Here is a 21,560-nt window from a genome sequence, read left to right as displayed (position 1 = left end):
CGCCGCCGAGGACGGCTGGAACAGCCGCGATCCGCAGCGCGTGTCGCTGGCCTACAGCCCGGACAGCGCTTGGCGCAACCGCTCGACCTTCCTGAGCGGCCGCGCGCAGATCGTCGAGTTCCTCGCCGCCAAGTGGCGCCGCGAGCAGGAGTACCGGCTGATCAAGGAGCTCTGGGCGTTCACCGGCAACCGCATCGCCGTGCGCTTCGCCTACGAATGGCACGACGACTCGGGCAACTGGTTCCGTTCCTACGGTAACGAGAACTGGGCGTTCGACGAGAACGGCCTGATGTTCGAGCGCCACGCCTCGATCAACGACCTGCCGATCAGCGAGGGCGAGCGGCTGTTCCGCTGGCCCCAGGGGCGGCGGCCGGACGGGCATCCGTCGTTGAGCGAGTTGGGGCTGTAAGGCGCCCGGGTTCGCACCGGCGTTGAGGTGAATATCGGTGTAACGGCGGATAACCGCGAACGGTTATCCGCCCTACGCCCGGCCCACCCGTAGGGCGTACAACCGTTCGCGGTTGTACGCCGTCAGGCCGGGACGGCCTGCTTGCGTGGCGCGGTTTCGAAGCGCTCGGCGAGGATCATCGCCGCGGCCTTCTCGCCGATCATGATGCAGGGCGCGTTGGTGTTGCCGCTGACCAGGGTCGGCATGATCGACGCGTCGGCCACGCGCAATCCTTGCAAACCATGCACCTTGAGCTGCGGGTCGACCACCGCCAGGGCGTCGTGGCCCATCTTGCAGGTGCCCACCGGGTGGAACACGGTGGCGGCGTAGTCGCGCAGGTGTTCCAGCAGTTGTTCGTCGCTCTGCACCTGCGGACCAGGCAGCATCTCGGCGCCGCGAATGGCGTCGAACTCCGGCTGGGCGAGGATCTGCCGCGCCAGCTTCACGCCCTCCACCAGCACCTTGCCGTCTTCCTCGTCGGCGAGGAAGTTGTAGTCGATCTCGATGTCGCCGCCGGGCTTCACGCGCAGTTCGCCGATGCTCTTCGGGCGCAGCACGCAGGTATGGATGGCGAAGCCGTGGCCCCACTCGAACAGGCGCCCGCGATGGCTGCGGTAGCCGGGCACGAAGTGGAACTGCACGTCGGCCAGGCCCTCGGCGCGCGGGGTGCGGGCGAAGCCGCCGGCCTCGACGTAGTTGGTGGTCAGCCAGCCCTTCCGGCGCAGCAGGTACTTGAACGGCGAGGCGAGGATCTGCCCCAGCGAGCCGAGGGAGAAGCCCAGGCTCAGCGGGCTCGGCGAGCGCACCGTGACCAGGCCGTCGAGGTGGTCCTGGAGGTTCTTGCCGACCCCCGGCAGGTGGTGCCGCGCCTCGATGCCGGCGGCCTGCAGCTCGTCGCGCGGACCGATGCCGGAGGCCAGGAGAATCTGCGCCGAACCCAGCGAACCCGCGCACAGCAGCGTTTCGCGGCGCGCCAGCAGGCGCTGGCCGTCACGCAGTTCCAGGCCCTCCACGCGCTGGCCGTCCAGCAGCAGGCGGTGCACCTGGGCGCCGGTGCGCACTTCCAGGTTGGGCCGCTGCAGCGGCGCGACGAAGGCGCGGTAGCTGCTCAGGCGCCTGGCATCCTTCTGGGTCACGTTGTAGATGCCGGCGCCTTCGAAGTCGCGGCCGTTGAAGTCGTCGTTGTGGCGCAGGCCGATGCGCTGCGCGGCCTTCACGAACAGCTGCGACAGCGGGTTGGGGTCGCGCGGGCGGTCCACCAGCAGCTCGCCCTGGGTGCCGTGCAGGGCCAGGTCCTGGCCGAGGCGGTTGCCTTCGGACTTGCGGAAGAACGGCAGCACCTCCTGCCAGCTCCAGCCTTCGCAGCCGAGCTCCGCCCAGCGGTCGTAGTCCGAGGCGTGGCCGCGGATGTAGATCATGCTGTTCATCGAGCTGGAGCCGCCCAGGGCCTTGCCGCGCGGGCAGTGCAGCGAGCGGTTGTTCAGGCGCTGCTGCGGCGCCGAGAAGAAGTTCCAGCTGTAGGTGCGGCTCTTGTACAGGGTGATGGTCCCGGCCGGGGTCTGCACGCGCGGGCTGGCGTCGCTGCCGCCGGCCTCCAGCAGCAGGACGCGCACCGAGGGGTCGGCGCTCAGGCGGTTGGCCAGCACGCAGCCGGAGGAGCCGGCGCCGACGATGATGTAGTCGTAGGCGTTGGGGTCGTGGGACATGGGGGTCTCCGTGTTGCAGGGGCACGCGCGGATGAGTCGCTGGGCCCCCGCGTGCGCGGGGGTGACCCGGTGTCATCCCCGCGAACGCGGGGACCCAGTGCCTTCGCGCGGCCCGTCAGTGGGCCTCTTCGAGGTCGTCGTGGAGCAGGCCGAGGATTTCCCGCTTCATGTCGATGAACTGGCGGTCCATCACCATGTCCAGCGAACGCGGGCGCTCGATGGGTACGTCGAGGATGCGCTTGATGCGGCCGGGGCGGGCGCCCATGACGTAGACGCGGTCGCCCAAGAGGATCGCCTCGTCGATGTCGTGGGTGACGAACACCACGGTCTTCTTGCTGTGGTCCCAGACGCGCAGCAGCAGCTTCTGCATCTGCATGCGGGTCTGGCTGTCGAGGGCGCCGAAGGGTTCGTCCATCAGCAGGATCTGCGGGTCGTTGGCCAGCGCGCGGGCGATGGCCACGCGCTGCATCATGCCGCCGGAGAGCTGCTTGGGATAATTCCCGGCGAAGTTCGCCAGGCCCACTTCGTTGAGGTAGTAGTCGACGATTTCCTTGCGCTCGGCGGCCGGCACGCGGCGGCGCTTGAGGCCGAACTCGATGTTCTCGCGCACGGTCAGCCAGGGGAACAGGGTGTAGCTCTGGAACACCATGCCGCGGTCGGCGCCGGGGCCTTCCACGCGCTTGCCGCCGACGTAGATCTCGCCCTCGGTGGGCTCCGACAGCCCGGCGGTGAGGTAAAGCAGGCTCGACTTGCCGCAGCCGGAGGGGCCGACGATCACCGCGAACTGCTGGTCCGGCACCTCGAAGGAAACCTTCTCCAGCGCGCTGAAGGTGCCGCCCTCGGGGGTGCGGTAGCGCAGGCTGACCTCTTCCACGCGCAGGCGGGCCGGCTGCGCCCCTTGTACGGCCGGTGCCGCGTCGTTGCGTTGCATAGCTGCTACTGCGCCCATGAGGCCACCTTCAGTCGGAGGATACGGAAGAGTTGGTCGGTGATCAGCCCGAGCAGGCCGATGATGGCGATGGCCAGGAAGATCACGTCGACCTGGAAGCCGCGCATGGCCTTCAGGCTGATGTAGCCCAGGCCGCTGGAGGCAGCGACCAGCTCGGCCACCACCAGGTAGGTCCAGGCCCAGCCCATGGTCACCCGCAGGGTGTCGAGCACGCCGGGCAGCGAGGCCGGGCCGAGCACGTGGAGGACCACGTCGCGACGGTTGCAGCCCAGGGTGTAGGAGGCGTTGACCAGGTCCTTGGCGACCCCGCGGGAAACGTCGGAGATCATCACCAGCTGCTGGAAGAACACCCCGAAGATGATCACCGTGACCCGCTGTTCGATACCGATGCCGATCCACAGGATGAACAGCGGCACGAAGGAGGTCACCGGCAGGTAGCGGATGAAGTTCACCAGGGGTTCGAGGAACGCCTGGACGATGCGGAAGCTGCCCATCAGCAGGCCCAGCGGCACCGCCACCAGCGAGGAGACCAGGAAGCCGATCATCACCACTTCGACGCTGGCCAGCACATGGGTGCCGAGGGTGCCGTCACGGCCCAGGCGCACCGCGGCTTCCAGCACCGCGCCGGGGCTGGGGAGAAACATCGCCGGCACCACGCCGCCGTAGGAAAGCAGGGCCCAGAGGCCGAACACCAGCAGCCAGCACAGGGCGCTGGCGGACCACACCAGGCGCACCGGCAGCTCGACCTTGGGGGTCAGGCAGCGGCTCAGCCAGGATTGCGAAGGACGTGACATGTTGCCTCCATGCGCGCGGCAAGCCGCCCGCCAGGACAGGGATGGAAGGAAGTCGGGAGGGGCGGGCGTGGCGGCCCGCCGCCGTCACTGCACCACGAAGCGGGTGTCGACCAGGTCGTCGTAGCTGACCTGGAAGGTCTTGCCCTGCAGTTGGGTCCAGGTGGTGTTGGCCAGGCCGATGATGTCCTTGATGTCACCGGGCTGGCCCGGCGCGCCGAGGAGCTTCTGGCTCATCGCCTCGTCGTAGAAGCGCACGCCCTTGGCGGCTTCGGCGAGGTCCTTGGGATCGGAGAGGTAGCCGCCGACGCCCTTGGCCATGATCGCGTAGGCCTCCTGCGGGTGCTCCTGGGTGTACTGCACCGCCTTGTACAGGCCCTTGACCAGCGCCTTGACGTCCTCGGGCTGCTTCTCGATGACGTCGCAGTTCAGCGCCACCACGTCGACGATCACCCCGGGGGTGCTGGTGCTGTCGATCAGCACCTTGCCGGTCTTCTTCTCGCGCACCAGCGACAGGTGCGGCTCCCAGGTCACCGCGGCGGGCACGCGGCCGGCGATGAAGGCGGTGGCGGCGTCGTCGGCGGTCATGTTCTGCACCTTGATGTCGCTCATCGACATGCCGGCGTTCTTCAGCAGGTAGGACAGCCAGAACTGCGACACCGAGCCTTCGTTGACCGCCACTTCCTGGCCCTTGAGCTGGCTCAGGCTGGTGACGTCCTTGCCCACCAGCACGCCGTCGCCGCCATGGCTGTCGTCCAGCGCGGCCACGGCCTTGAAGCAGAACTGCGGGCGGTACTTGAGGATTTCGTCGATGGTCGAGGCGGAACCGGAGAGTTTCCCGGAGGCCTGCGCGGCCATGTACATCGAGGCTTCCTCGATGGGGGTCAGCTGCAGGTCGAGGCCCTGTTCCTTGAAGTAGCCCAGGTCGCGGGCGAGGTACAGGGTGCCGTAGCCGACCCAGGTGGTGTGGCCGATGGACAGGGTGCCGGCCTGGGCCGCGCCGGCGGCGCCGGCGAGGAGCCCGGCAAGGGCGAAGGGACGGGCGAAACGCACTAGCAAGGACTTGTTCATGAAGCACTCCCACAGCCGGTTTGGCTTGTTATTGGATAACTGCGGCAGTGGCCAGAATGGCCGGAGGACGACATCTCACCGGACGTGCTCGACGCGGGGCTCTGCGGCCCCTGGGTCCGACTCGGTGGACGGCACGTGACGAGAGCGATGGTGGCCGAAGCGGGAGGCTCGGAAAAATATTAAATATGTGGTCGCGACATAAGAAAAAGCTGCCTTGGCGCCGTACGCGCCGCTCCGGCACCGCCTGAACCCGGCTTGCCGGCCCCGCGCGCGGGCGGGCAAGATGGCCGTTCAACCACCACCGCGGGGTCTCGCGTGTCCGTCCTGTTCGAGGCCCTCTGGCCGCTCTTCGCGCTCATCGTCGGCGGCTTCGCGCTGCGCCGCCACGGCTTCCCCGGCGAAGCCTTCTGGCCGGCGGCCGAGCGGCTGAACTACTTCATCCTGTTCCCTTCGCTGCTGTTCGCCAGCCTGGCCAAGGCGCCACTGCGCGAACCGGGCCTGGCGCGCCTGGCCCTGGCGGCGGCCCTCGGCCTGGGCGGCGCCTGGCTCGGCCTGCTGCTGTGGCGGCGCCTGCGCGGCTGGAACGCGGCGCGCTTCGGCGCCCTGGCCCAGGGCGTGCTGCGCTTCAACACCTACCTGGGCCTGGCCGCCGTGGGCAGCCTGTACGGCAAGGACGGCCTGACCCTGGCGGCGCTGATGCTGGCGCTGATGGTGCCGACGGTGAACCTGATGTCGGTCTGGGCGCTCACCGCCGAACGCGGCATCGGCATGCGCGAGCTGCTGCTGCCGATGCTGAAGAACCCGCTGATCCTCGCCTGCGCCGCCGGCGCGGCGGTCAACCTGGCCGGCATCCCGCTGGGCGGCGGCGGCGCGCGGCTGTTCGACCTGCTGGCGGTGGCCAGCCTGCCGCTGGGCCTGCTCTGCGTCGGCGCCGCCCTGCAACCGCGCGAGCTGCGCGCGGAACTGCCGGCGCTGCTCGGCTGCTGCGGCGCACGCCTGCTGGCGATGCCGCTGCTGGCCTTCGCCTGCGCCCGCCTGCTCGGCCTGGGGCAACTGGAAACGGCGGTGTTCACGCTGTTCTTCGCCCTGCCGACGGCGCCCACTTCCTACGTGCTGACCCGCCAGTTGGGCGGCGACGGCCACCTGATGGCCGGGATCATCACCCTGCAGACCCTGCTCGCCGGCGCCAGCCTGCTGCTGGTCATGGGCCTGGTGCAGGCGCTGGGCTGACCGCCAGCGCGTAATGCCCTCCCCGTAGGAGCGGACTTCGTCCGCGATAGCTGCCCGATCCAGGGCGTTTCGCGAGCAAGAACCAGGCGTCCCTTTCGCTCCGACCAGAGCCGTTCCGGCGTCCATGAAACATCCTGAAACACCCCGCCTTCGCCGATGATCGGCGCCTTTCCCCGCGAAAGCCTGCCGAAAGCTTGAGCCCCTAGCATCCGCCCTCCCCGCCCCCGCGCAGGCGGGCTTTGCACAGACAAAAATTCCCAGACAAGAACAACAAGGGTGCTCGCATGCCACGCTCGATCCGTCGCCTTGCCCCGTCCCTGCCCGGCCACCCGCCGCGCTGATCCCACGGAGGCTTCCCGATGCTGACCTTCCTCGCCTTCGCCATGGTGGCGACCTTCATGCTGCTGATCATGACGCGACGCCTCTCGGCGCTCATCGCGCTGATCCTGGTGCCCATCGCCTTCGCCGTGCTCGGCGGTTTCGCCGCGGGCCTGGGGCCGATGATGCTCGACGGCATCCGCACCCTGGCACCGACCGGGGTGATGCTGATGTTCGCCATCCTCTACTTCGCCATCATGATCGACTCCGGGCTGTTCGACCCGGCGGTGCGGCGCATCCTCCGGCTGGTCAAGGGCGACCCGCTGAAGGTCTCGATGGGCACCGCCGCGCTGGCGATGATCGTCTCGCTGGACGGCGACGGCTCGACCACCTACATGATCTGCGTGGCCGCCGTACTGCCGCTGTACCAGCGCCTGGGCATGAGCCCGCTGCTGATGGCCTGCCTGATCATGCTCTCCAGCGGCGTGCTCAACATGACCCCCTGGGGCGGCCCCACCGCCCGCGCCGCCAGCGCCCTGCACGTGGACCCGGCGGACATCTTCGTGCCGATGATCCCGGCCATGCTCGCGGGCCTGGCGGCGATCTTCGCCATCGCCTGGGTCTACGGCCAGCGCGAGCGCGCGCGCCTGGGCCAGCTGCACCTGCCGGGCGACGCGGTGGACGCGGCCGAGGTCAGCGTCTCGCAGTACCCCGAGGCGCGGCGGCCCAAGCTGCTGTGGTTCAACGGCGCGCTGACGGTGGCGCTGATGGCCACGCTGATCGCCGGGCTGCTGCCGATGCCGGTGCTGTTCATGATCGCTTTCAGCATCGCCATGATCGTCAACTACCCGTGCATCCTCGAACAGAAGCAGCGCATCGGCGCCCACGCCGAGAACGTCCTGGCGGTGGTCTCGCTGATCTTCGCCGCCGGCGTGTTCACCGGCATCCTCTCCGGCACCGGGATGGTCGAGGCCATGTCGAAGAGCCTGCTGGCGGTGATCCCGCCGGCGCTGGGGCCGTACCTGGCGACCATCACCGCACTGGTCAGCCTGCCGTTCACCTTCTTCATGTCCAACGACGCCTTCTACTACGGCGTGCTGCCGGTGCTGACCCAGGCCGCCGCGCAGTACGGCATCACCCCGGTGGAAATGGCCCGCGCCTCCATCGTCGGCCAGCCGGTGCACCTGCTCAGCCCGCTGGTGCCCTCCACCTACCTGCTGGTGGGGCTGGCCAAGATCGACTTCGGCGACCACCAGCGCTTCACCCTGCGCTGGGCAGTTCTGGTCTGCCTCGCTATCCTCGCCGCCGCCCTGCTGCTGGGGCTGTTCCCGTTGTTCAACGACTGAAACTCAACGTCTGACCGGTACCCTCTGAAATGGAATGGCTGACCAACCCGGAAATCTGGGTCGCACTGCTCACCCTCACCGCCCTGGAGATCGTCCTGGGCATCGACAACATCATCATGATCTCGATCCTCGTCGGGCGCATGCCCAAGGCCCTGCAGGCGCGCACGCGGCTGTTCGGCCTGGCGCTGGCGATGGTCACGCGGATTCTCCTGCTGCTGTCGATCACCTGGGTCATGGGCCTGACCCGCGACCTGTTCGAGGTGTTCGGCCAGGGCATCTCCGGGCGCGACCTGATCCTGTTCTTCGGCGGCCTGTTCCTGCTGTGGAAGAGCAGCAGCGAGATCTTCCACGGCCTGGAAGGCGAGGACGAGACCGATCAGCCCGCGCCGAAGAGCCTGCTCGGCGGCTTCCTCGGCACCATCATCCAGATCGCCATCATCGACATCGTGTTCTCCCTGGACTCGGTGATCACCGCCGTGGGCATGGTCTCCAACGTGCCGGTGATGGTCGCCGCCATCGTCGTCGCGGTGCTGGTGATGATGCTCGCCTCCGGCGCCATCAGCGCCTTCATCGACAAGCACCCGTCGCTGAAGATGCTGGCGCTGTCGTTCCTCATCGTGGTCGGCACCGTGCTCATCGCCGAGGCGTTCGAAGTCCACGTGCCCAAGGGCTACGTCTACTTCGCCATGGCCTTCTCGCTGGCGGTGGAAGCGCTGAACATCCGCATGCGCGGCGCGCGCGGGCGCAAGGACGTCGAGCCGGTGCAGCTGCGCCGGGACATTCCCGGCCAGTGACGCCCTAGAGCGTCGGCAAAGGCGCCCCGGCCGGCCACTCCAGGGTGCCCTTGTCGCTGAAGCGCACGGTGCCGAACAGGCCGCCGCCGAACTTGCCGCTGACCTCGTAGGGCATGCCCTGGCGCGGCGGCGCGTTGCCCAGGCCCCAGGCCTGGCGCACCAGGCGGAAGGCCGAGACGCTCACCGGCACGCTGAGCACCGCCTCGCCGAAGCCCGGCACCTTGCCGGCCTGGTCGCTGACCCCGCTGGCCAGCGGCCGGCCGTTGACGCTCAGGTCCAGCGCCACGCCGTTGTAGTCGATGGCGCGGTCGTTGGGGTTCTGTACCCGCAGCTTGACCGCGAAGCGCGCCTCCATGCCCTGCCCGGCCAGCGGTTCCAGGCCCACCAGGTCGACCTTCAGCGGGTCGCGACCGAACAGGCTGGCGCAGGCGCCGAGGCTCAGCGCCAGGCAGACGGCGAGGAACAGGCGCAGGGGGGCGAGGAGACGACTGGGCATGGGGTTTTCCGCTGCTGCTGGGGATGCCGGCAGTCTAGACCGGGCGGCGGGTTCTGAGCACGCAGGAGCACGCCTTGCGCGCGAATCGCGGGCATGGCCCGCTCCTACGGGAACGCCAGCCCCCGGAAAAACTCCGCAGCCCCCGCCAGAAGAGGCTTTACTCAAGGTGAAGACCCCGGCGAATCAACATCTTGTCGAACCCTCGCGGGACAGCGAGGGTCTACCATGACAATTGGATGACAGAAATTTCGGCCAGATCGCCCGCACTCTCAGGGCCTGTTTACGATCTCGCGAGCTAGAGCAGCAGATCGTAAACAGGTGCTCAGCGGCAGGGACGACGCTGTACGAGGGGGCCGCCGCCATGCTCACACTGCTCAACCTGCTATCCGCCGTCGCCCTGCTGGTGTGGGGCACGCACATCGTGCGCACCGGCATCCTCCGCGTGTACGGCGCCGAGCTGCGCCGGGTGCTCAGCCGCAGCGTGCAGAAGCGCCCGCTGGCCTTCGCCGCCGGCATCGGCGTCACCGCCCTGGTGCAGAGCAGCAACGCCACCGCCCTGCTGGCCACCTCCTTCGTCGCCAGCGGCCTGATGGCGCTGGCCCCGGCGCTGGCGATCATGCTCGGCGCCGACGTCGGCACGGCGCTGATGGCGCGGGTGCTGACCCTCGACCTGTCGTGGCTGTCGCCGCTGCTGATCTTCTTCGGCGTGGTCTTCTTCCTGACCCGCAAGCAGACCCGCCTCGGCCAGCTCGGCCGGGTGTTCATCGGCCTCGGGCTGATCATCCTGGCGCTGCAGCTGATCGTCGAGGCCGCAGGTCCGATGACCCAGGCCAAGGGCGTCAAGGTGCTGTTCTCCAGCCTCACTGGCGACGTGATGCTCGACGCCCTGACCGGCGCGCTGTTCGCCATGGTCTCCTACTCCAGCCTGGCCGCGGTGCTGCTCACCGCGACCCTCGCCACCTCCAAGGTGATCTCGCTGAAGGTCGCGCTGTGCCTGGTGGTCGGCGCCAACCTCGGCAGCGGCATCCTCGCCCTGATCAGCTCCACCGCGCAGAACGCCGCCGGGCGCCGGGTGGCCCTGGGCAGCCTGCTGTTCAAGGTCGCCGGCTGCCTGCTGGTGCTGCCGCTGATCGGCCCGCTGGCGGCCTGGGTGGACGGCTGGCCGTTCCGCACCCAGGAACTGGTGATCGCCTTCCACGTGCTCTACAACTCGGTGCGCTGCCTCGCCTGCCTGCCGCTGACCACCCAGATGGCGGCCTTCTGCACGCGCCTGCTGCCCGACCGCGCCACCCCCGAGGACCGCGTGCGCCCGCGCCACCTCGACCCGGCGGCGCTGGACACGCCGAGCCTGGCGCTGGTCAACGCGGTGCGCGAGACCCTGCGCATGGGCGACATCGTCGAACAGATGCTGGTCGACCTGCTGCAGGTCATCCGCGGCGGCGACCCGCTGCTGAGCAAGCAGATCCGCAAGCTCGACGACGACGTCGACGCCCTCTACACGGCGATCAAGCTGTACCTGGCGCGCATGCCCCGCGACGACCTGGGTGAGCGCGACAGCCGGCGCTGGGCGGAGATCATCGAACTGGCGATCAACCTGGAGCAGGCCGGCGACATCATCGAGCACATGCTCAGCGCCGTGCAGGACAAGAAGACTTCGCGCAGCCGCTCCTTCTCCGACAACGGTCTGGCCGAGATCACCGCCCTGCACAGCCAGCTGGTGGTCAACCTGCGCCTGAGCCTGTCGGTGTTCCTCAACGGCGACCAGGAGGGCGCGCGCCGCCTGCGCCGGGCCAAGCAGCGCTTCCGCCTGCAGGAACGGCGCTACGCCCATTCCCATGTCGACCGCCTGCGCCAGCAGGTGGTGCAGAGCATCGAGACCAGCTCGCTGCACCTGGACCTGATCGCCGACATGAAGCGCCTGAACTCGCTGTTCTGCGCCATCGCCTACGCCATTCTGGACAATCCCGAGGCCGGAAGTGGCGAGGAGGCCGAGGAAGACTTCGTCGAGCGGGCCCTGGATGAGGCCGCCGACGCCGCGCCGCGCGCCACGCCGCCGGGTTCCAGCGCCGCCGGCTGAAGCCCGCGCCAGGCACTTACGGCGGTCACGGGGATGGTGCAGAATCAGCCGCCATGCACGCACTGAACCCCGACACCGCCAACCAGCCCTCGGTCGCCGCCAGCCTGACCCAGGCCATCCTGCTCGCCGCCGAGCGCCTGGGCCTGCCCCGCGCCGACCTGCTGCAGCGCGCCGAACTCGACGAGGCCGCCCTCGCCGACCCCGACGGGCGCATCCCCTTTCCCCGCCAGCAGGCCCTGTGGGGCTGCATCCAGGAGCGCCTGCAGGCCAGCGAACCGGGCCTGGACCTGGGCGCGGCGCTGGCCGCCGGCTCCTTCAGCGTGCTCGGCTACCTGCTGCAGACCAGCGCCACCCTGGGCGACGCGCTGCAGGCCGGGCTGCGCTACCAGCGGCTGGTCGGCGAAGGCGGCGAGGTGGTGCTCAGCGAGGAAGGCGAGCTGCTCTGGGTCTGCTACCGGCCGCTGAACCCGCTGCTGCCGGCCACCCGCGCACGGACCCTGGCGCTGATGGGCTTCTGGGTGGTGCAACTGGGCGCCCTGCTGCGCGACTTCGAACTGGCCGGCTGCCGCTTCATTCACCCGCAGCCGGAGGACCTGGCACCCTACCGCGAGCGCTTCGCCTGCCCCCTGCAATTCACCGCCGCCGACTACGCCCTGGGCCTGCCCAAGGCGTTGCTGGCGCGACCGCTGGCGCAATCCAACCCGCCGCTGCGCAACCTCCTGCGCCAGCACGCCGAAAGCCTGCTGGCGCGCCTGCCCAGCGCCAGCGTGCAGGCCCGCGTCACCGCCCTGCTGGGTACCCAGCTCAGCCGTGGCGAGCCCGGCCGCGCGGCCCTCGCCCAGGCCCTGGGCATGAGCGAGCGAACCCTGCAGCGACGCCTGGCCGAGGAAGGCAGCAGCTATCAGCAGCTGCTCGCCGATACCCGCCGGCAACTGGCCGAGCGCTACCTGCAGGAAGGCCAGCTGCCGGCCACCGACATCGCCATGCTGCTCGGCTACTCCGAGCCCAGCGTGTTCTTCCGCGCGTTCCGCCACTGGACCGGGCGCACGCCGGGGGAATACCGCCAGCAGGCGGCCAGACCGGCGCACTGATCCGCGTCAATGTGCGCCGGCGGGTTTCCGCTAGGGTTGATAGCCTTTTGCCACCCGAGCGCCCAGCCATGACCCTAACCCGGCTACCGGCCCAGTTGCTGGTGACTTCCCAGGACGACACCCTGGTGCGCGAGGTACGCGCGCTGCTCACCGCCTACCAGGTGCCCTGCGCCGTGCTCGGGGGCCCCCAGGACTGCGAGCAGGCGCCGCTGTGCCGCTGGTTCAAGGATGCCCCGCTGAGCGACGCGGCGCGCGTGCACGCCCTGCTGGCGGACGCCATCGGGGTGATCGAGCGCAGCCGCCACGCGTTCCGCTCGCGCGAGCTGGGGCAGTTGCGCCGACGCCTGGTGGAGGCCCTGGAGGAGTTGTCCCGGGTACCGCCGCTGGTGTAAAAACCGCCGACCAGTGTTCCGCCTTGGCGGAAACCGGCTTTGCCGGGCAGGACATCCCAGGGCCTGCAAGACAAAGCGCCGTATCCGACGCATTTCCCGTGCGCCGGAGCGGCGCTTTTTTCATGCCCTCGGAAAACCCGCAAGGAGGCCAAGCATGGGCCTGGGACCCAAACTCGACCACATGCTCGACCGCATCGGCCTGTCGCCGGCGGAGATCGACCAGCGCCTGCGCTACCTCGACTGGCAGGACGCCGACGGCCAGCGCCTGCACGCCAGCGGCGCGGCCATGGCGGACAGCCACCGGGCGTTCATCGACCTGCTCTACGCGCACCTCGGGCATTACCCGCCGCTGGCGGCGATCCTCTCCGACCCGGTGGTGCTCGAACGCCTCAAGCGCAGCCAGGGGCACTACTACACGCAGCTGTGGGACGCCACCCAGGACGCCGACTACGTGCGCGACCGCCTGCGCATCGGCCTGGTCCACCAGCAGGTGGGCGTGGAACTGAAGTGGTACCTGGGCGCCTACCGCCTGTACCTCGACCACGTGCTCGTCGAGCTGCTCGGCGATGCGCCCGGCGCGGCCACCTTCGCCAGCCTGCTCAAGCGGGTGTTCTTCGACATGTCGCTGGCCATCGACACCTACGGCGCCGCCCAGCGCCAGGCCCTGGAGGACAGCGAGGCGCGCTTCGCCCGCGCCCTGCGCGGGGCCAACGACGGCATCTGGGACTGGGACCTGGGCAACGACCGGCTGTACGTCTCCGAGCGCTGGACGCGGATGCTCGGGCTCAGCCGCGACAGCCTCGGCGAAGGCAGCGCCAGCTGGTTCGCCCGCGTCCACCCCGACGACCTGCCCGGCCTGCGCCAGGCCATGGACGCCCACCTGCGCGGCAGCACCGCGCTGCTCAACCACGAATACCGCATCCGCCAGCGCGATGGCGGCTACCTCTGGGTGCAGGCGCGCGGGGTGATCACCGACGGGCGCATGGCCGGCTCGCAGAGCGACATCAGCCAGCGCAAGGCCAGCGAACACCAGCTCAGCCACGCCGCGCGCCACGACCCGCTGACCGGCCTGGCCAACCGCCTGCGCCTGGACGAGCTGCTGCAGCAGGCCCTGCAACGCCAGCGCCGCCCCGGCGCGCGCGAGGCCGGGCTGCTGTTCATCGACCTGGACCGCTTCAAGCTGATCAACGACAGCCTCGGCCACGCCGTCGGCGACCGCGTGCTGGTGGAAGTCGCCCAGCGCCTGCTGCGCTGCCTGCGGCCGGGCGACCACCTGGCGCGCTTCGGCGGCGACGAGTTCGTCGTGCTGCTCGACGACATGGCCAGCCTGACCGACGCCGAGCAGGTCGCCCAACGCATGCTCGACTGCCTGCACCAGCCGCTGCACCTGGACGGCCGCACCCTGGTGGTGAGCGCCAGCATCGGCATCACCGGGCTGATCGCCGAGGGTCAGGCGATCGACACCCTGCAGGCCGCCGACCTCGCGCTGTACCGCGCCAAGGAGGCCGGCAAGGCGCAGTACGCGCGCTTCTCCAGCGAGCTGCAGGCCGCCGCGCAGCGCCGCCTGGACCTGGAAAGCGCCCTGGCCCAGGCCCTGGAGCGCGAGGAATTCAGCCTGCACTACCAGCCGATCCTGCGCATCGACGTCGACCCGCCGCGCCCGGTCGCCGTGGAAGTGCTGCTGCGCTGGCGGCGCGACGGCCAGTTGGTGTCGCCATTGCAGTTCATCCCGGCGCTGGAGGAATCCGGGGAGATCGTCCGGGTCGGTGACTGGGTGCTGCGCGAAGCCTGCCGGCAGACCGCCGCCTGGCAGCGCGCCGGCCAGCCGCGGCTGTACTGCTCGGTCAACCTGTCCAGCCGCCAACTGCAGCAACCGGGCTTCGCCGAGCGGGTCCGGCAGATCCTCGACGACACGGGCCTTGCGCCGAAAAGCCTGGTGCTGGAGATCACCGAGAGCCTGATGATGCAGGACGGCGCCGAAACCCTCGCCTGCCTGCGCGAGCTGGCCGCCCACGGCGTGCGCCTGGCGCTGGACGACTTCGGCACCGGCTACTCGTCGCTGGGCTACCTCAAGCGCTTCCCGCTGGACCTGCTGAAGGTCGACCGCAGCTTCATCGGCAAGGTCCCCGACGACCCCGAGCTGAGCGCCATCTGCCGCGCCATCGTCGGCCTGGGCCGCAGCCTCGGCCTGGAAGTGGTGGCCGAAGGCGTGGAACACCCCGAACACCTGGAATTCCTCCGCAAGGAAGGCTGCCGCTTCGCCCAGGGCTTCCTGTTCAGCCGCCCGTTGCCGCCCGAAGAACTGCACCCGGCCCCCATGGAGACCCACCGATGAAGCTCAACCTGCCGGTCAGCGGGCGCCAGGTCGAGGTGCCGGAGGGCGCCAACATCCTCTCCACCACCGACCTCAAGGGTGCGGTCAGCCACCTCAACCCGGACTTCCTCGCCATCAGCGGCTTCAGCGCCGAGGAACTGCTGGGCCACAACCACAACCGCGTGCGCCACCCGGACATGCCGCCGGTCGCCTTCGCCCACCTGTGGGCCACCCTGCGCGCCGGGCGCAGCTGGATGGGCCTGGTGAAGAACCGCTGCAAGAACGGCGACCACTACTGGGTCAGCGCCTTCGTCACGCCGATCCGCCGTGGCGGCGAGGTGGTCGAATACCAGTCGGTGCGCACCCGCGCCTCGGCCGCCGAGATCGCGGCGGCGGAAGCGCTGTACGCGCGCCTGCGCGCCGGCGCCACGCTACGCCGCCCACGCCTGGACCTGCGCGCGCGGCTGCTCGGCGGGCTGCTGCTGGCCCAGGCGCTCGGCGCGCTGCTGGGCATGGCGCTGCCGGGCCTGGCGCCGGCCGCCGGCGTGCTCGCCCTGGTGCCCGGCGGCGCCTGGCTGCTCTGGCAGTTGCAGCCGCTGCAGGCGTTGCTGGCGCGCGCCCGCGGCATCGCCGACAACCCCTTGAGCCAGCGCCTGTACAGCGACCGCGACGACGAGTTCGGCGAGCTGGACTTCGCCCTGCGCATGCTCGACGCGCAGACCGGCGCGGTGGTCGGGCGCATGGCCGACGCCTCGCGCCAGCTGGCCGAGCACGCCGGGCAACTGGCCGCGGCGGTGGCCAGCGCCGGCCAGGGCACGCGCCGCCAGCAGCAGGAAACCGACCAGGTGGCCAGCGCCATGCAACAGCTGGCGCAGAGCGTCCAGGAAGTGGCGCGCCACGCCCAGCACAGCGCGGTGGCCGCGCAATGTGGCGAACGCCAGGCGCGCGCCGGCCAGGACGAGGTGCGCAGCACCCGCGACCAGCTGGAAATCCTCGAAGACGCGGTGCGCCAGGCCGGCGCCGCCGTCGAGCAACTGCACGGTCACAGCGCCGGCATCTCGCGGATGCTCGCGGTGATCCAGGAAGTCGCCGCGCAGACCAACCTGCTGGCGCTCAACGCCGCCATCGAGGCGGCCCGCGCCGGCGACGCCGGGCGCGGCTTCGCGGTGGTGGCCGACGAAGTGCGCGCGCTGGCCTCGCGCACCGCCGACTCGGCGCTGGATATCCACAGGCTGGTGGCCGACCTGCAACGCGGCGCCGGCGCCTCGGTGCAGGCCCTGCGCCACAGCTGCGAGCAGGCCCACGCCAGCCTCGGCCAGGCCGGCCGCGCGGCCGGCGCGCTGGAACAGATCGCCGAGCAGGTCGCGGCGATCCAGCGCATGAGCCTGGAAATCGCCGGCGCCATCGAGGAGCAGGGCTGCGCCAGCGAAGAGATCGAACGCAGCCTGCTGGCGATCCGCGAATCCGCCGACGGCAACGCCAGCAGCGCCAACCGCAGCCAGGACAGCGCCGCCCGGGTGGCGGCCCTGGCCGCCGAACTGCGGCTGCTGGCGGTGCATTTCTGGGAGGGACGGCGCAGCTGACCGACCGCGATCGGCTCCCCGCGGTTGCGGCGGATAACGCCTGGGTATTGGGGCCCTCCCCGTAGGAGCGGGCCATGCCCGCGAATCGCGCGCGTGGCGCGCTCCTACGGTGGTTCCGGGAGCGGGGACGCGACGGCGGATAACGCTATAGGCGTTATGCGCCCTACGACCAGGCGAGACGCCGGCGTTCGACGTAGGGCGGATAACCGTTCGCGGTTATCCGCCGCCAGGCGGTTCGCCCCGGGGAATCAGTGATCCCTCACCTTCAACCCCCGCGCCGCGATGAAGGCCAGGAACGCCTCGCGGCTGGTATAGCGCGGCTGGTAGCCGAACTCCTGCTTCAGTCGCGCGTTGGCCAGCACCGGCCGGTAGCGCAGGAAATCCACCTGCTCCGGGCCGAAGCGCGCCAGGCCCAGCGGCTTGAGTAACGCCAGGGCGCCGCGCAGCAGCGGCGCCGGCAGCGGGCGGTAGGGCTTGCGGAGGATCTCGGCGATCTCGCGCAGGCTCAGCGCGCCGTCGCCGGCCAGGTTGTAGACACCCTCGCTGCCGCGTTCCAGGCCCTGGCGGATGACGTTCACCACGTCCTGGTCCCAGATGAACACGAAGGGACTGCAGCGGCCACTTATCCCCAGCACCGAACGCCCCTTGAACAGGTCGGTGACCGGGTTGTGCACACCCCGGCCAAGAATGGTGCCGGGACGCAGGATCAGCTGGCGCAGTTGTGGATAAGTAGTCCGCAGGCCGCCCAGCAGCTGCTCGATCTCATGCTTGTGGCGGGCGAAGGGGAATTGCGAATGGCCGCGCAGCGGGTGGCTTTCGTCGATCCACTCGGCGTTGTCCGGGTGGAAGCCGTAGGCCGCGGCGGAGCTGGCGACGATCAGTTGGCGCACGCCGTTCTCGCCGGCCGCCTCGAACAGCGCCTTGCTGCCGCCGACCTCGATGGTATGCAGGCGCGTGGCCGACATCTCGCGCGGCGGGTTGATCACCGCCGCCAGGTGCACGATGGCGTCCGGGCGCCAGTGCCGCACGCATTCCATCACCTGCTTGGAGTGGCCGATGTCCAGGCGCACCGGCTCGATGTTCGGCCGCAGGTTCTGCGTGGGCAACGCGCGAATGTCCGCCGCCACCAGGCTCCAGTCCAGGTGCTGGACCGCCAGTTCGTTGAGCAGGTTCTGGCCCAGGTGGCCAGCCGCGCCGGTGACCAGGACTCGCATGCAAGCGACCTCGGCGGTGGACGGATAAGGCAGGGTAAATCCGCTAGCGAAGCGCCAGCAGTGACCATTCGCGCCACGCCTGATGATAGACCCGGCCACGGTATCGCGCCGCGCGCCCGCACGGGTAGGTGGATGCCGGGCAATCCGCTATCCTCGTGGCTTTGCTTTTCCAGGCCAGGCCCATGCGTTGGTTGTTCGCCCCCCTGCTGCTGTTGCTGCTCTGCCCGTGGTCGCTCGCCGACTCGCGCGCGGCGGTGGAGGGCTACCAGCTGCAGAACGGCCTCGGCGTGCTGTTCAAGCCGACCGCGCAGCGCGGCTCGGTGTCGATCCGCCTGGTGGTGGGGGTGGGATTTTCCGATTTCACCTGCCATGACCGGCAGTTGCCGCACCTGCTGGAGCACCTGTTCTTCAGCGGCCTGGACGGCGGCGACGAGGCCGACCTGGAAGCGCGCATGCAGGCGCTCGGCGGCCAGTGGAACGCCTACACCAGCGAGGGCGACACCACCTTCGTCATCGAGGCGCCGGCCGCCACCCAGCGCCAGGTGCTCGACCTGCTGCTGGAAGTGCTCACGCGCACGCAACTGGACAAGGCGCGGGTGGAAGCCACCAAGCAGGTGCTGATCCGCGAGGACGGCGGCCGCTACTCGCACCTGCAACGCTTCCTCGACCACCAGAACATCAGCCGCCCCGGCCAGGAGCAGCTGGCCGTGGAACTCGGCCTGGCCTGCGCCGAGCGCCCGCAGGTGGCGCACCTGACCCAGGCCCAGCTGGAGAAGCTGCGCAGCGACTGGTACGTGCCGAGCAACATGACCCTGATCGTGGTCGGCGACCTCGACCCGCGCCTGCCGGCCTACCTCAGCCACACCTTCGGCAGCCTGCCCGAGCGCAACCCGCCGGAACGCCGCGAACTGCCGGAAATGAAAAGCCGGGCCGCGCACGAACGCACCCTGAACACCGGTCTGTTCGGCGAGGGTGCGGTGGCGCACTGGATTTTCCCGGAACCGGCGGACGCCGACGGCGCCGCCCTCGACCTGCTGCAGGCCTATCTGAGCGACGCGCTCTACGCCGAGCTGCGGGTGCATCGCGGGCTGTCCTACGGGCCCTGGAGCGAGCGCACGTCCTACGCCAATCAGGGCTTCTTCAGCCTCAACGCGGACATCGCCCGGGAAGACCAGGACGCCACGCTCAAGGCCCTCGGCGAACTGCTCGACGGCATCCGCCAGCGCGGCCTCGACCCGCAGCGCTTCGCGCGCATCCAGCGCGTGCAGCGGGCCCAACTGGCCTGGAGCACGCCGAGCAACGCCAGCCTCGCCGATTACTACTGGGGTGCGCTGGCCGACTACGACGGCGAGCGCTTCCCGAACGAGGACCGGCGCCTGGCCAAGGTCAGCCTGCAACAGGCCAACGACACCGCGCGCCAGCTGTTCAAGGACGCGGGCTACCTGCGCATCGAGAAACCGCTGCTCGACGACGACATGGCCTACCCACTGGGCGCGCTGGCCCTGCTGCTGGTACTGCTGCCGCCGGCGCTGTTGCTGTGGCGCCGGCGGCGCGGCTGATCAGAGCGCCAGGCGGCGGATGACGCGGGTGGCGTCGTCCGGGTCGCGCTGGGCCTGGAAGCCCAGTTCCACGGCGAGGTCACGCATCTCGCGGTCGATGGCCTGGTCGATGCTGTACATCTGGGCGAAACCGTTGCGCTTGGCCACCTCGATCAGGTGGCGCATCAGCGCCTTCTCCAGGCCCCGGCGTTTCCAGTCGTCGGCGGTGGTCAGCGCGCATTCGCATTGGGCGTTCTCGGCCGCCGCGGCATAGCGGCTGATGCCGACTTCGCGCAGCTCTCCGCTGTCGTGGGCCAGGGCGACGAAGGCCATGGTCTGCTGGTAATCCACGTCCATCAGGCGGTCGAGCAGCGCGTCGCTGATCTTCACCTCACCGTGGAAACGCAGCTTGCGGGTCATCGGCGACAGGCGCTCGAGGAAATCCCGCTCCAGCTCGCGGTCTTCCGCGCGCAGCGGGCGGATCAGCACATGGCTGCCGTCGTCCAGGGTCTCGATCCAGTGGTCGTGGCCGGCGGCGGCGAGCGCCGCGGCGTGGTGGTGCAGGGGTGTGGGCATGGTCGTATCTCCGCGAGCGAAGAAGAAAGGTTGACCTATCCTTCTCCACCCGCGCCCGTCCACCCTTGATCGAGGTCAAGGGCGCACGGGGGCCGCCAGTGACAGGATGCCGCAGGCCCTCAGGCGCCGGCCAGCGCGCCGCCGGAACTGGCCGCGCGGCCGCGGCGGCGGAACAGCACCAGGGTGGCGACCAGGCCGAGCAGCGCCGCGCCGCTCAGCCACAGGCCGGGCGCGGCCTTGTTGTCCAGGCTGTGGATAAGCCAGGTGCATACCGCCGGAGTGAAGCCACCGAAGGTCGCGGTGGCCAGGCTGTAGGCCAGGGAAAAACCGGTGGTGCGCACGTCCGCCGGCATCACCTCGGTCAGCGCCACCACCATGGCGCCGTTATAGCTGCCGTAGAGGAACGACAGCCACAGCTCCACCATCAGCAGGCGCGCGAAGCTCGGCTCGGCCACCAGCCAGGACAGCGTCGGGTAGGCGGTCAGCAGCGCCAGCACGGTGGCGGCGATCAGCAGCGGGCGACGCCCAACGCGATCGGACAGCGCGCCCATCACCGGCAGCCAGAAGAAGTTCGACAGGCCGATCAGCATGGTCACCAGCAGCGCGTCGAAGTCCGACAGGTGCAGCTCGTTCTTGCCGAAGGTCGGGGTGTAGGCGGTGATCAGGTAGAAGGACACGGTGGTCATCACCACCATGGCGGTGCCGGCCAGCACCAGGCCGAAGTTCTGCCCGATGGAACGCAACACCTCGCCCAGGCTCGGGTGGTGCTTGCGCGCCTTGAACACCTCGGTCTCTTCCAGCGAGCGACGGATGATGAACAGCGCCGGGACGATCATGCAGCCGACGAAGAACGGCACGCGCCAGCCCCACTCGCCCATCTGCTCGGGGCTCAGCCAGTGGTTCAGGATCACCCCCAGCAGCCCGGCGAAGACCACCGCCACCTGCTGGCTGGCCGACTGCCAGCTGACGAAGAAGCCGCGCTTGCCGGGTGTGGCGATCTCCGCCAGGTACACCGACACGCCGCCCAGCTCGACCCCGGCGGAGAAGCCCTGCAGCAGGCGGCCGAGCAGCACCAGCGCCGGCGCCAGCGCGCCGAGGGTGGAGTAGCCGGGCACGAAGGCGATCAGCAGGGTGCCCATGGCCATCAGCCCGAGGGTGATGATCAGGCCCTGGCGGCGGCCGTGGCGGTCGATGTAGGCGCCGAGGAAGATCGCTCCCAGCGGGCGCATCAGGAAGCCGGCGCCGAAGGTGGCCAGCGACAGCATCAGCGAGGCGAAGGGATCGTCGCCGGGGAAGAAGGTCTTGGCGATGGCGGTGGCGTAGAAGCCATACACCATGAAGTCGTACATCTCGAGGAAGTTTCCGCTGACCACGCGGAAAACGGCCTTGGCCTTGGAATTGTTGGAAGCCATGGGGACACCACTCAGACAGTCACAGGGCCTTCCCGCGCGCGAGGGAACCGGGCAGCGGCTGGGAAGTTATTTGTAACCCTATGTGTAAAAGTTGTCCGCGGGCAAATGAAAAATGGCTGAAAGGCCCGAAATACAAGGGTTTGAAAGACTGGCGAAAGCTTCGCGACTGTTCGTCGGAAAGTTCACAAAAAAGGCGCGGGAGAGGCAGCTGTCC

General features: G+C 69.6%; 18 protein-coding genes. 10 read left to right on the top strand and 8 right to left on the bottom strand.

The window, feature by feature from the left end:
- Positions 1 to 409, top strand: a 409-nt coding sequence (locus P3W75_RS04460; RefSeq protein ID WP_276226167.1) for a nuclear transport factor 2 family protein, incomplete at its 5' end; no start/stop codon positions are given.
- 122 nt (positions 410 to 531) lie between these two features.
- Here P3W75_RS04460 and P3W75_RS04455 read toward each other — a convergent pair.
- From P3W75_RS04455 to P3W75_RS04440, 4 genes are all read right to left on the bottom strand, one after another.
- Positions 532 to 2,154: a GMC family oxidoreductase gene (locus P3W75_RS04455; protein WP_276226166.1), complete on the bottom strand. Its 1,623-nt coding sequence runs from the start codon at positions 2,152 to 2,154 to the stop codon at positions 532 to 534.
- Between the two features lie 115 nt (positions 2,155 to 2,269).
- On the bottom strand, positions 2,270 to 3,085 hold the full coding sequence (locus P3W75_RS04450) for an ABC transporter ATP-binding protein (protein WP_276226165.1): 816 nt from the start codon (positions 3,083 to 3,085) through the stop codon (positions 2,270 to 2,272).
- Positions 3,086 to 3,090: 5 nt separating this feature from the next.
- Complete coding sequence (locus P3W75_RS04445) at positions 3,091 to 3,897, bottom strand: ABC transporter permease (RefSeq protein ID WP_276226164.1); 807 nt, start codon at positions 3,895 to 3,897, stop codon at positions 3,091 to 3,093.
- An 84-nt stretch (positions 3,898 to 3,981) separates the two neighbouring features.
- Positions 3,982 to 4,965, bottom strand: a complete 984-nt coding sequence (locus P3W75_RS04440; RefSeq protein ID WP_276226163.1) for an ABC transporter substrate-binding protein — start codon at positions 4,963 to 4,965, stop codon at positions 3,982 to 3,984.
- A gap of 315 nt (positions 4,966 to 5,280) precedes the next feature.
- Here P3W75_RS04440 and P3W75_RS04435 point away from each other — a divergent pair, with 315 nt between their 5' ends.
- From P3W75_RS04435 to P3W75_RS04425, 3 genes are all read left to right on the top strand, one after another.
- Complete coding sequence (locus tag P3W75_RS04435; protein WP_276226162.1) at positions 5,281 to 6,195, top strand: AEC family transporter; 915 nt, start codon at positions 5,281 to 5,283, stop codon at positions 6,193 to 6,195.
- A 359-nt stretch (positions 6,196 to 6,554) separates the two neighbouring features.
- Complete coding sequence (locus tag P3W75_RS04430; RefSeq protein ID WP_276226161.1) at positions 6,555 to 7,859, top strand: CitMHS family transporter; 1,305 nt, start codon at positions 6,555 to 6,557, stop codon at positions 7,857 to 7,859.
- A 29-nt stretch (positions 7,860 to 7,888) separates the two neighbouring features.
- A complete protein-coding gene (locus tag P3W75_RS04425; RefSeq protein WP_276226160.1) occupies positions 7,889 to 8,653 on the top strand; it encodes a TerC family protein in 765 nt (254 codons plus the stop codon).
- Positions 8,654 to 8,657: 4 nt separating this feature from the next.
- Here the strand turns inward: P3W75_RS04425 and P3W75_RS04420 are convergent, their stop codons facing one another.
- Positions 8,658 to 9,149 carry an LEA type 2 family protein gene (locus tag P3W75_RS04420; RefSeq protein WP_276226159.1) on the bottom strand — a complete coding sequence of 164 codons (492 nt, stop codon included), beginning with the start codon at positions 9,147 to 9,149 and terminating at the stop codon, positions 8,658 to 8,660.
- Positions 9,150 to 9,510: 361 nt separating this feature from the next.
- Here P3W75_RS04420 and P3W75_RS04415 point away from each other — a divergent pair, with 361 nt between their 5' ends.
- The 5 genes from P3W75_RS04415 (at position 9,511) to P3W75_RS04395 (ending at position 16,606) form a co-directional block, all read left to right on the top strand.
- Positions 9,511 to 11,226: a Na/Pi cotransporter family protein gene (locus P3W75_RS04415; protein WP_276226158.1), complete on the top strand. Its 1,716-nt coding sequence runs from the start codon at positions 9,511 to 9,513 to the stop codon at positions 11,224 to 11,226.
- Positions 11,227 to 11,279: 53 nt separating this feature from the next.
- On the top strand, positions 11,280 to 12,317 hold the full coding sequence (locus P3W75_RS04410; RefSeq protein ID WP_276226157.1) for an AraC family transcriptional regulator: 1,038 nt from the start codon (positions 11,280 to 11,282) through the stop codon (positions 12,315 to 12,317).
- A gap of 68 nt (positions 12,318 to 12,385) precedes the next feature.
- The gene (locus P3W75_RS04405; protein ID WP_276226156.1) at positions 12,386 to 12,709 is read left to right on the top strand and encodes a hypothetical protein; all 324 of its coding nucleotides are present in this window, start codon (positions 12,386 to 12,388) and stop codon (positions 12,707 to 12,709) included.
- 154 nt (positions 12,710 to 12,863) lie between these two features.
- The gene (locus P3W75_RS04400; protein ID WP_276226155.1) at positions 12,864 to 15,044 is read left to right on the top strand and encodes a putative bifunctional diguanylate cyclase/phosphodiesterase; all 2,181 of its coding nucleotides are present in this window, start codon (positions 12,864 to 12,866) and stop codon (positions 15,042 to 15,044) included.
- Complete coding sequence (locus P3W75_RS04395; RefSeq protein WP_276226154.1) at positions 15,041 to 16,606, top strand: methyl-accepting chemotaxis protein; 1,566 nt, start codon at positions 15,041 to 15,043, stop codon at positions 16,604 to 16,606. Before P3W75_RS04400 ends, P3W75_RS04395 begins: the two co-directional genes overlap by 4 nt.
- A gap of 248 nt (positions 16,607 to 16,854) precedes the next feature.
- On the opposite strand, the gene P3W75_RS04390 is transcribed toward P3W75_RS04395, so the two are convergent.
- Positions 16,855 to 17,820, bottom strand: a complete 966-nt coding sequence (locus P3W75_RS04390) for an NAD-dependent epimerase/dehydratase family protein (RefSeq protein ID WP_276226153.1) — start codon at positions 17,818 to 17,820, stop codon at positions 16,855 to 16,857.
- Between the two features lie 182 nt (positions 17,821 to 18,002).
- On the opposite strand from P3W75_RS04390, the gene P3W75_RS04385 reads away from it, so the two are divergent.
- Entirely contained in the window at positions 18,003 to 19,379 is a 1,377-nt protein-coding gene (locus P3W75_RS04385) for a M16 family metallopeptidase (protein WP_276226152.1), read from the top strand.
- Here P3W75_RS04385 and P3W75_RS04380 read toward each other — a convergent pair whose 3' ends face one another.
- A complete protein-coding gene (locus P3W75_RS04380) occupies positions 19,380 to 19,934 on the bottom strand; it encodes a GNAT family N-acetyltransferase (protein WP_276226151.1) in 555 nt (184 codons plus the stop codon).
- Between the two features lie 119 nt (positions 19,935 to 20,053).
- Complete coding sequence (locus P3W75_RS04375; RefSeq protein ID WP_276226150.1) at positions 20,054 to 21,346, bottom strand: MFS transporter; 1,293 nt, start codon at positions 21,344 to 21,346, stop codon at positions 20,054 to 20,056.
- Between the last annotated feature and the right edge of the window lie 214 nt (positions 21,347 to 21,560).

It is taken from the genome of Pseudomonas citronellolis (assembly GCF_029335315.1).
GTDB classification, from domain to species: domain Bacteria; phylum Pseudomonadota; class Gammaproteobacteria; order Pseudomonadales; family Pseudomonadaceae; genus Pseudomonas; species Pseudomonas citronellolis_A.
Note: the sequence above shows the minus strand (reverse complement) of the source record. Positions and strands in the feature narration are given on the sequence as shown.

What these genes read in the sequence shown, in the direction of transcription:
- P3W75_RS04405 (WP_276226156.1), top strand. Translation starts at nt 12,386, where the DNA reads ATGACCCTAACCCGGCTACCGGCCCAGTTGCTGGTGACTTCCCAGGAC.
- P3W75_RS04415 (WP_276226158.1), top strand. Translation starts at nt 9,511, where the DNA reads ATGCTCACACTGCTCAACCTGCTATCCGCCGTCGCCCTGCTGGTGTGG.
- P3W75_RS04375 (WP_276226150.1), bottom strand. Translation starts at nt 21,346, where the DNA reads ATGGCTTCCAACAATTCCAAGGCCAAGGCCGTTTTCCGCGTGGTCAGC.
- P3W75_RS04455 (WP_276226166.1), bottom strand. Translation starts at nt 2,154, where the DNA reads ATGTCCCACGACCCCAACGCCTACGACTACATCATCGTCGGCGCCGGC.
- P3W75_RS04380 (WP_276226151.1), bottom strand. Translation starts at nt 19,934, where the DNA reads ATGCCCACACCCCTGCACCACCACGCCGCGGCGCTCGCCGCCGCCGGC.
- P3W75_RS04385 (WP_276226152.1), top strand. Translation starts at nt 18,003, where the DNA reads ATGCGTTGGTTGTTCGCCCCCCTGCTGCTGTTGCTGCTCTGCCCGTGG.
- P3W75_RS04390 (WP_276226153.1), bottom strand. Translation starts at nt 17,820, where the DNA reads ATGCGAGTCCTGGTCACCGGCGCGGCTGGCCACCTGGGCCAGAACCTG.
- P3W75_RS04440 (WP_276226163.1), bottom strand. Translation starts at nt 4,965, where the DNA reads ATGAACAAGTCCTTGCTAGTGCGTTTCGCCCGTCCCTTCGCCCTTGCC.
- P3W75_RS04425 (WP_276226160.1), top strand. Translation starts at nt 7,889, where the DNA reads ATGGAATGGCTGACCAACCCGGAAATCTGGGTCGCACTGCTCACCCTC.
- P3W75_RS04400 (WP_276226155.1), top strand. Translation starts at nt 12,864, where the DNA reads ATGGGCCTGGGACCCAAACTCGACCACATGCTCGACCGCATCGGCCTG.
- P3W75_RS04450 (WP_276226165.1), bottom strand. Translation starts at nt 3,085, where the DNA reads ATGCAACGCAACGACGCGGCACCGGCCGTACAAGGGGCGCAGCCGGCC.
- P3W75_RS04410 (WP_276226157.1), top strand. Translation starts at nt 11,280, where the DNA reads ATGCACGCACTGAACCCCGACACCGCCAACCAGCCCTCGGTCGCCGCC.
- P3W75_RS04420 (WP_276226159.1), bottom strand. Translation starts at nt 9,149, where the DNA reads ATGCCCAGTCGTCTCCTCGCCCCCCTGCGCCTGTTCCTCGCCGTCTGC.
- P3W75_RS04445 (WP_276226164.1), bottom strand. Translation starts at nt 3,897, where the DNA reads ATGTCACGTCCTTCGCAATCCTGGCTGAGCCGCTGCCTGACCCCCAAG.
- P3W75_RS04395 (WP_276226154.1), top strand. Translation starts at nt 15,041, where the DNA reads ATGAAGCTCAACCTGCCGGTCAGCGGGCGCCAGGTCGAGGTGCCGGAG.
- P3W75_RS04430 (WP_276226161.1), top strand. Translation starts at nt 6,555, where the DNA reads ATGCTGACCTTCCTCGCCTTCGCCATGGTGGCGACCTTCATGCTGCTG.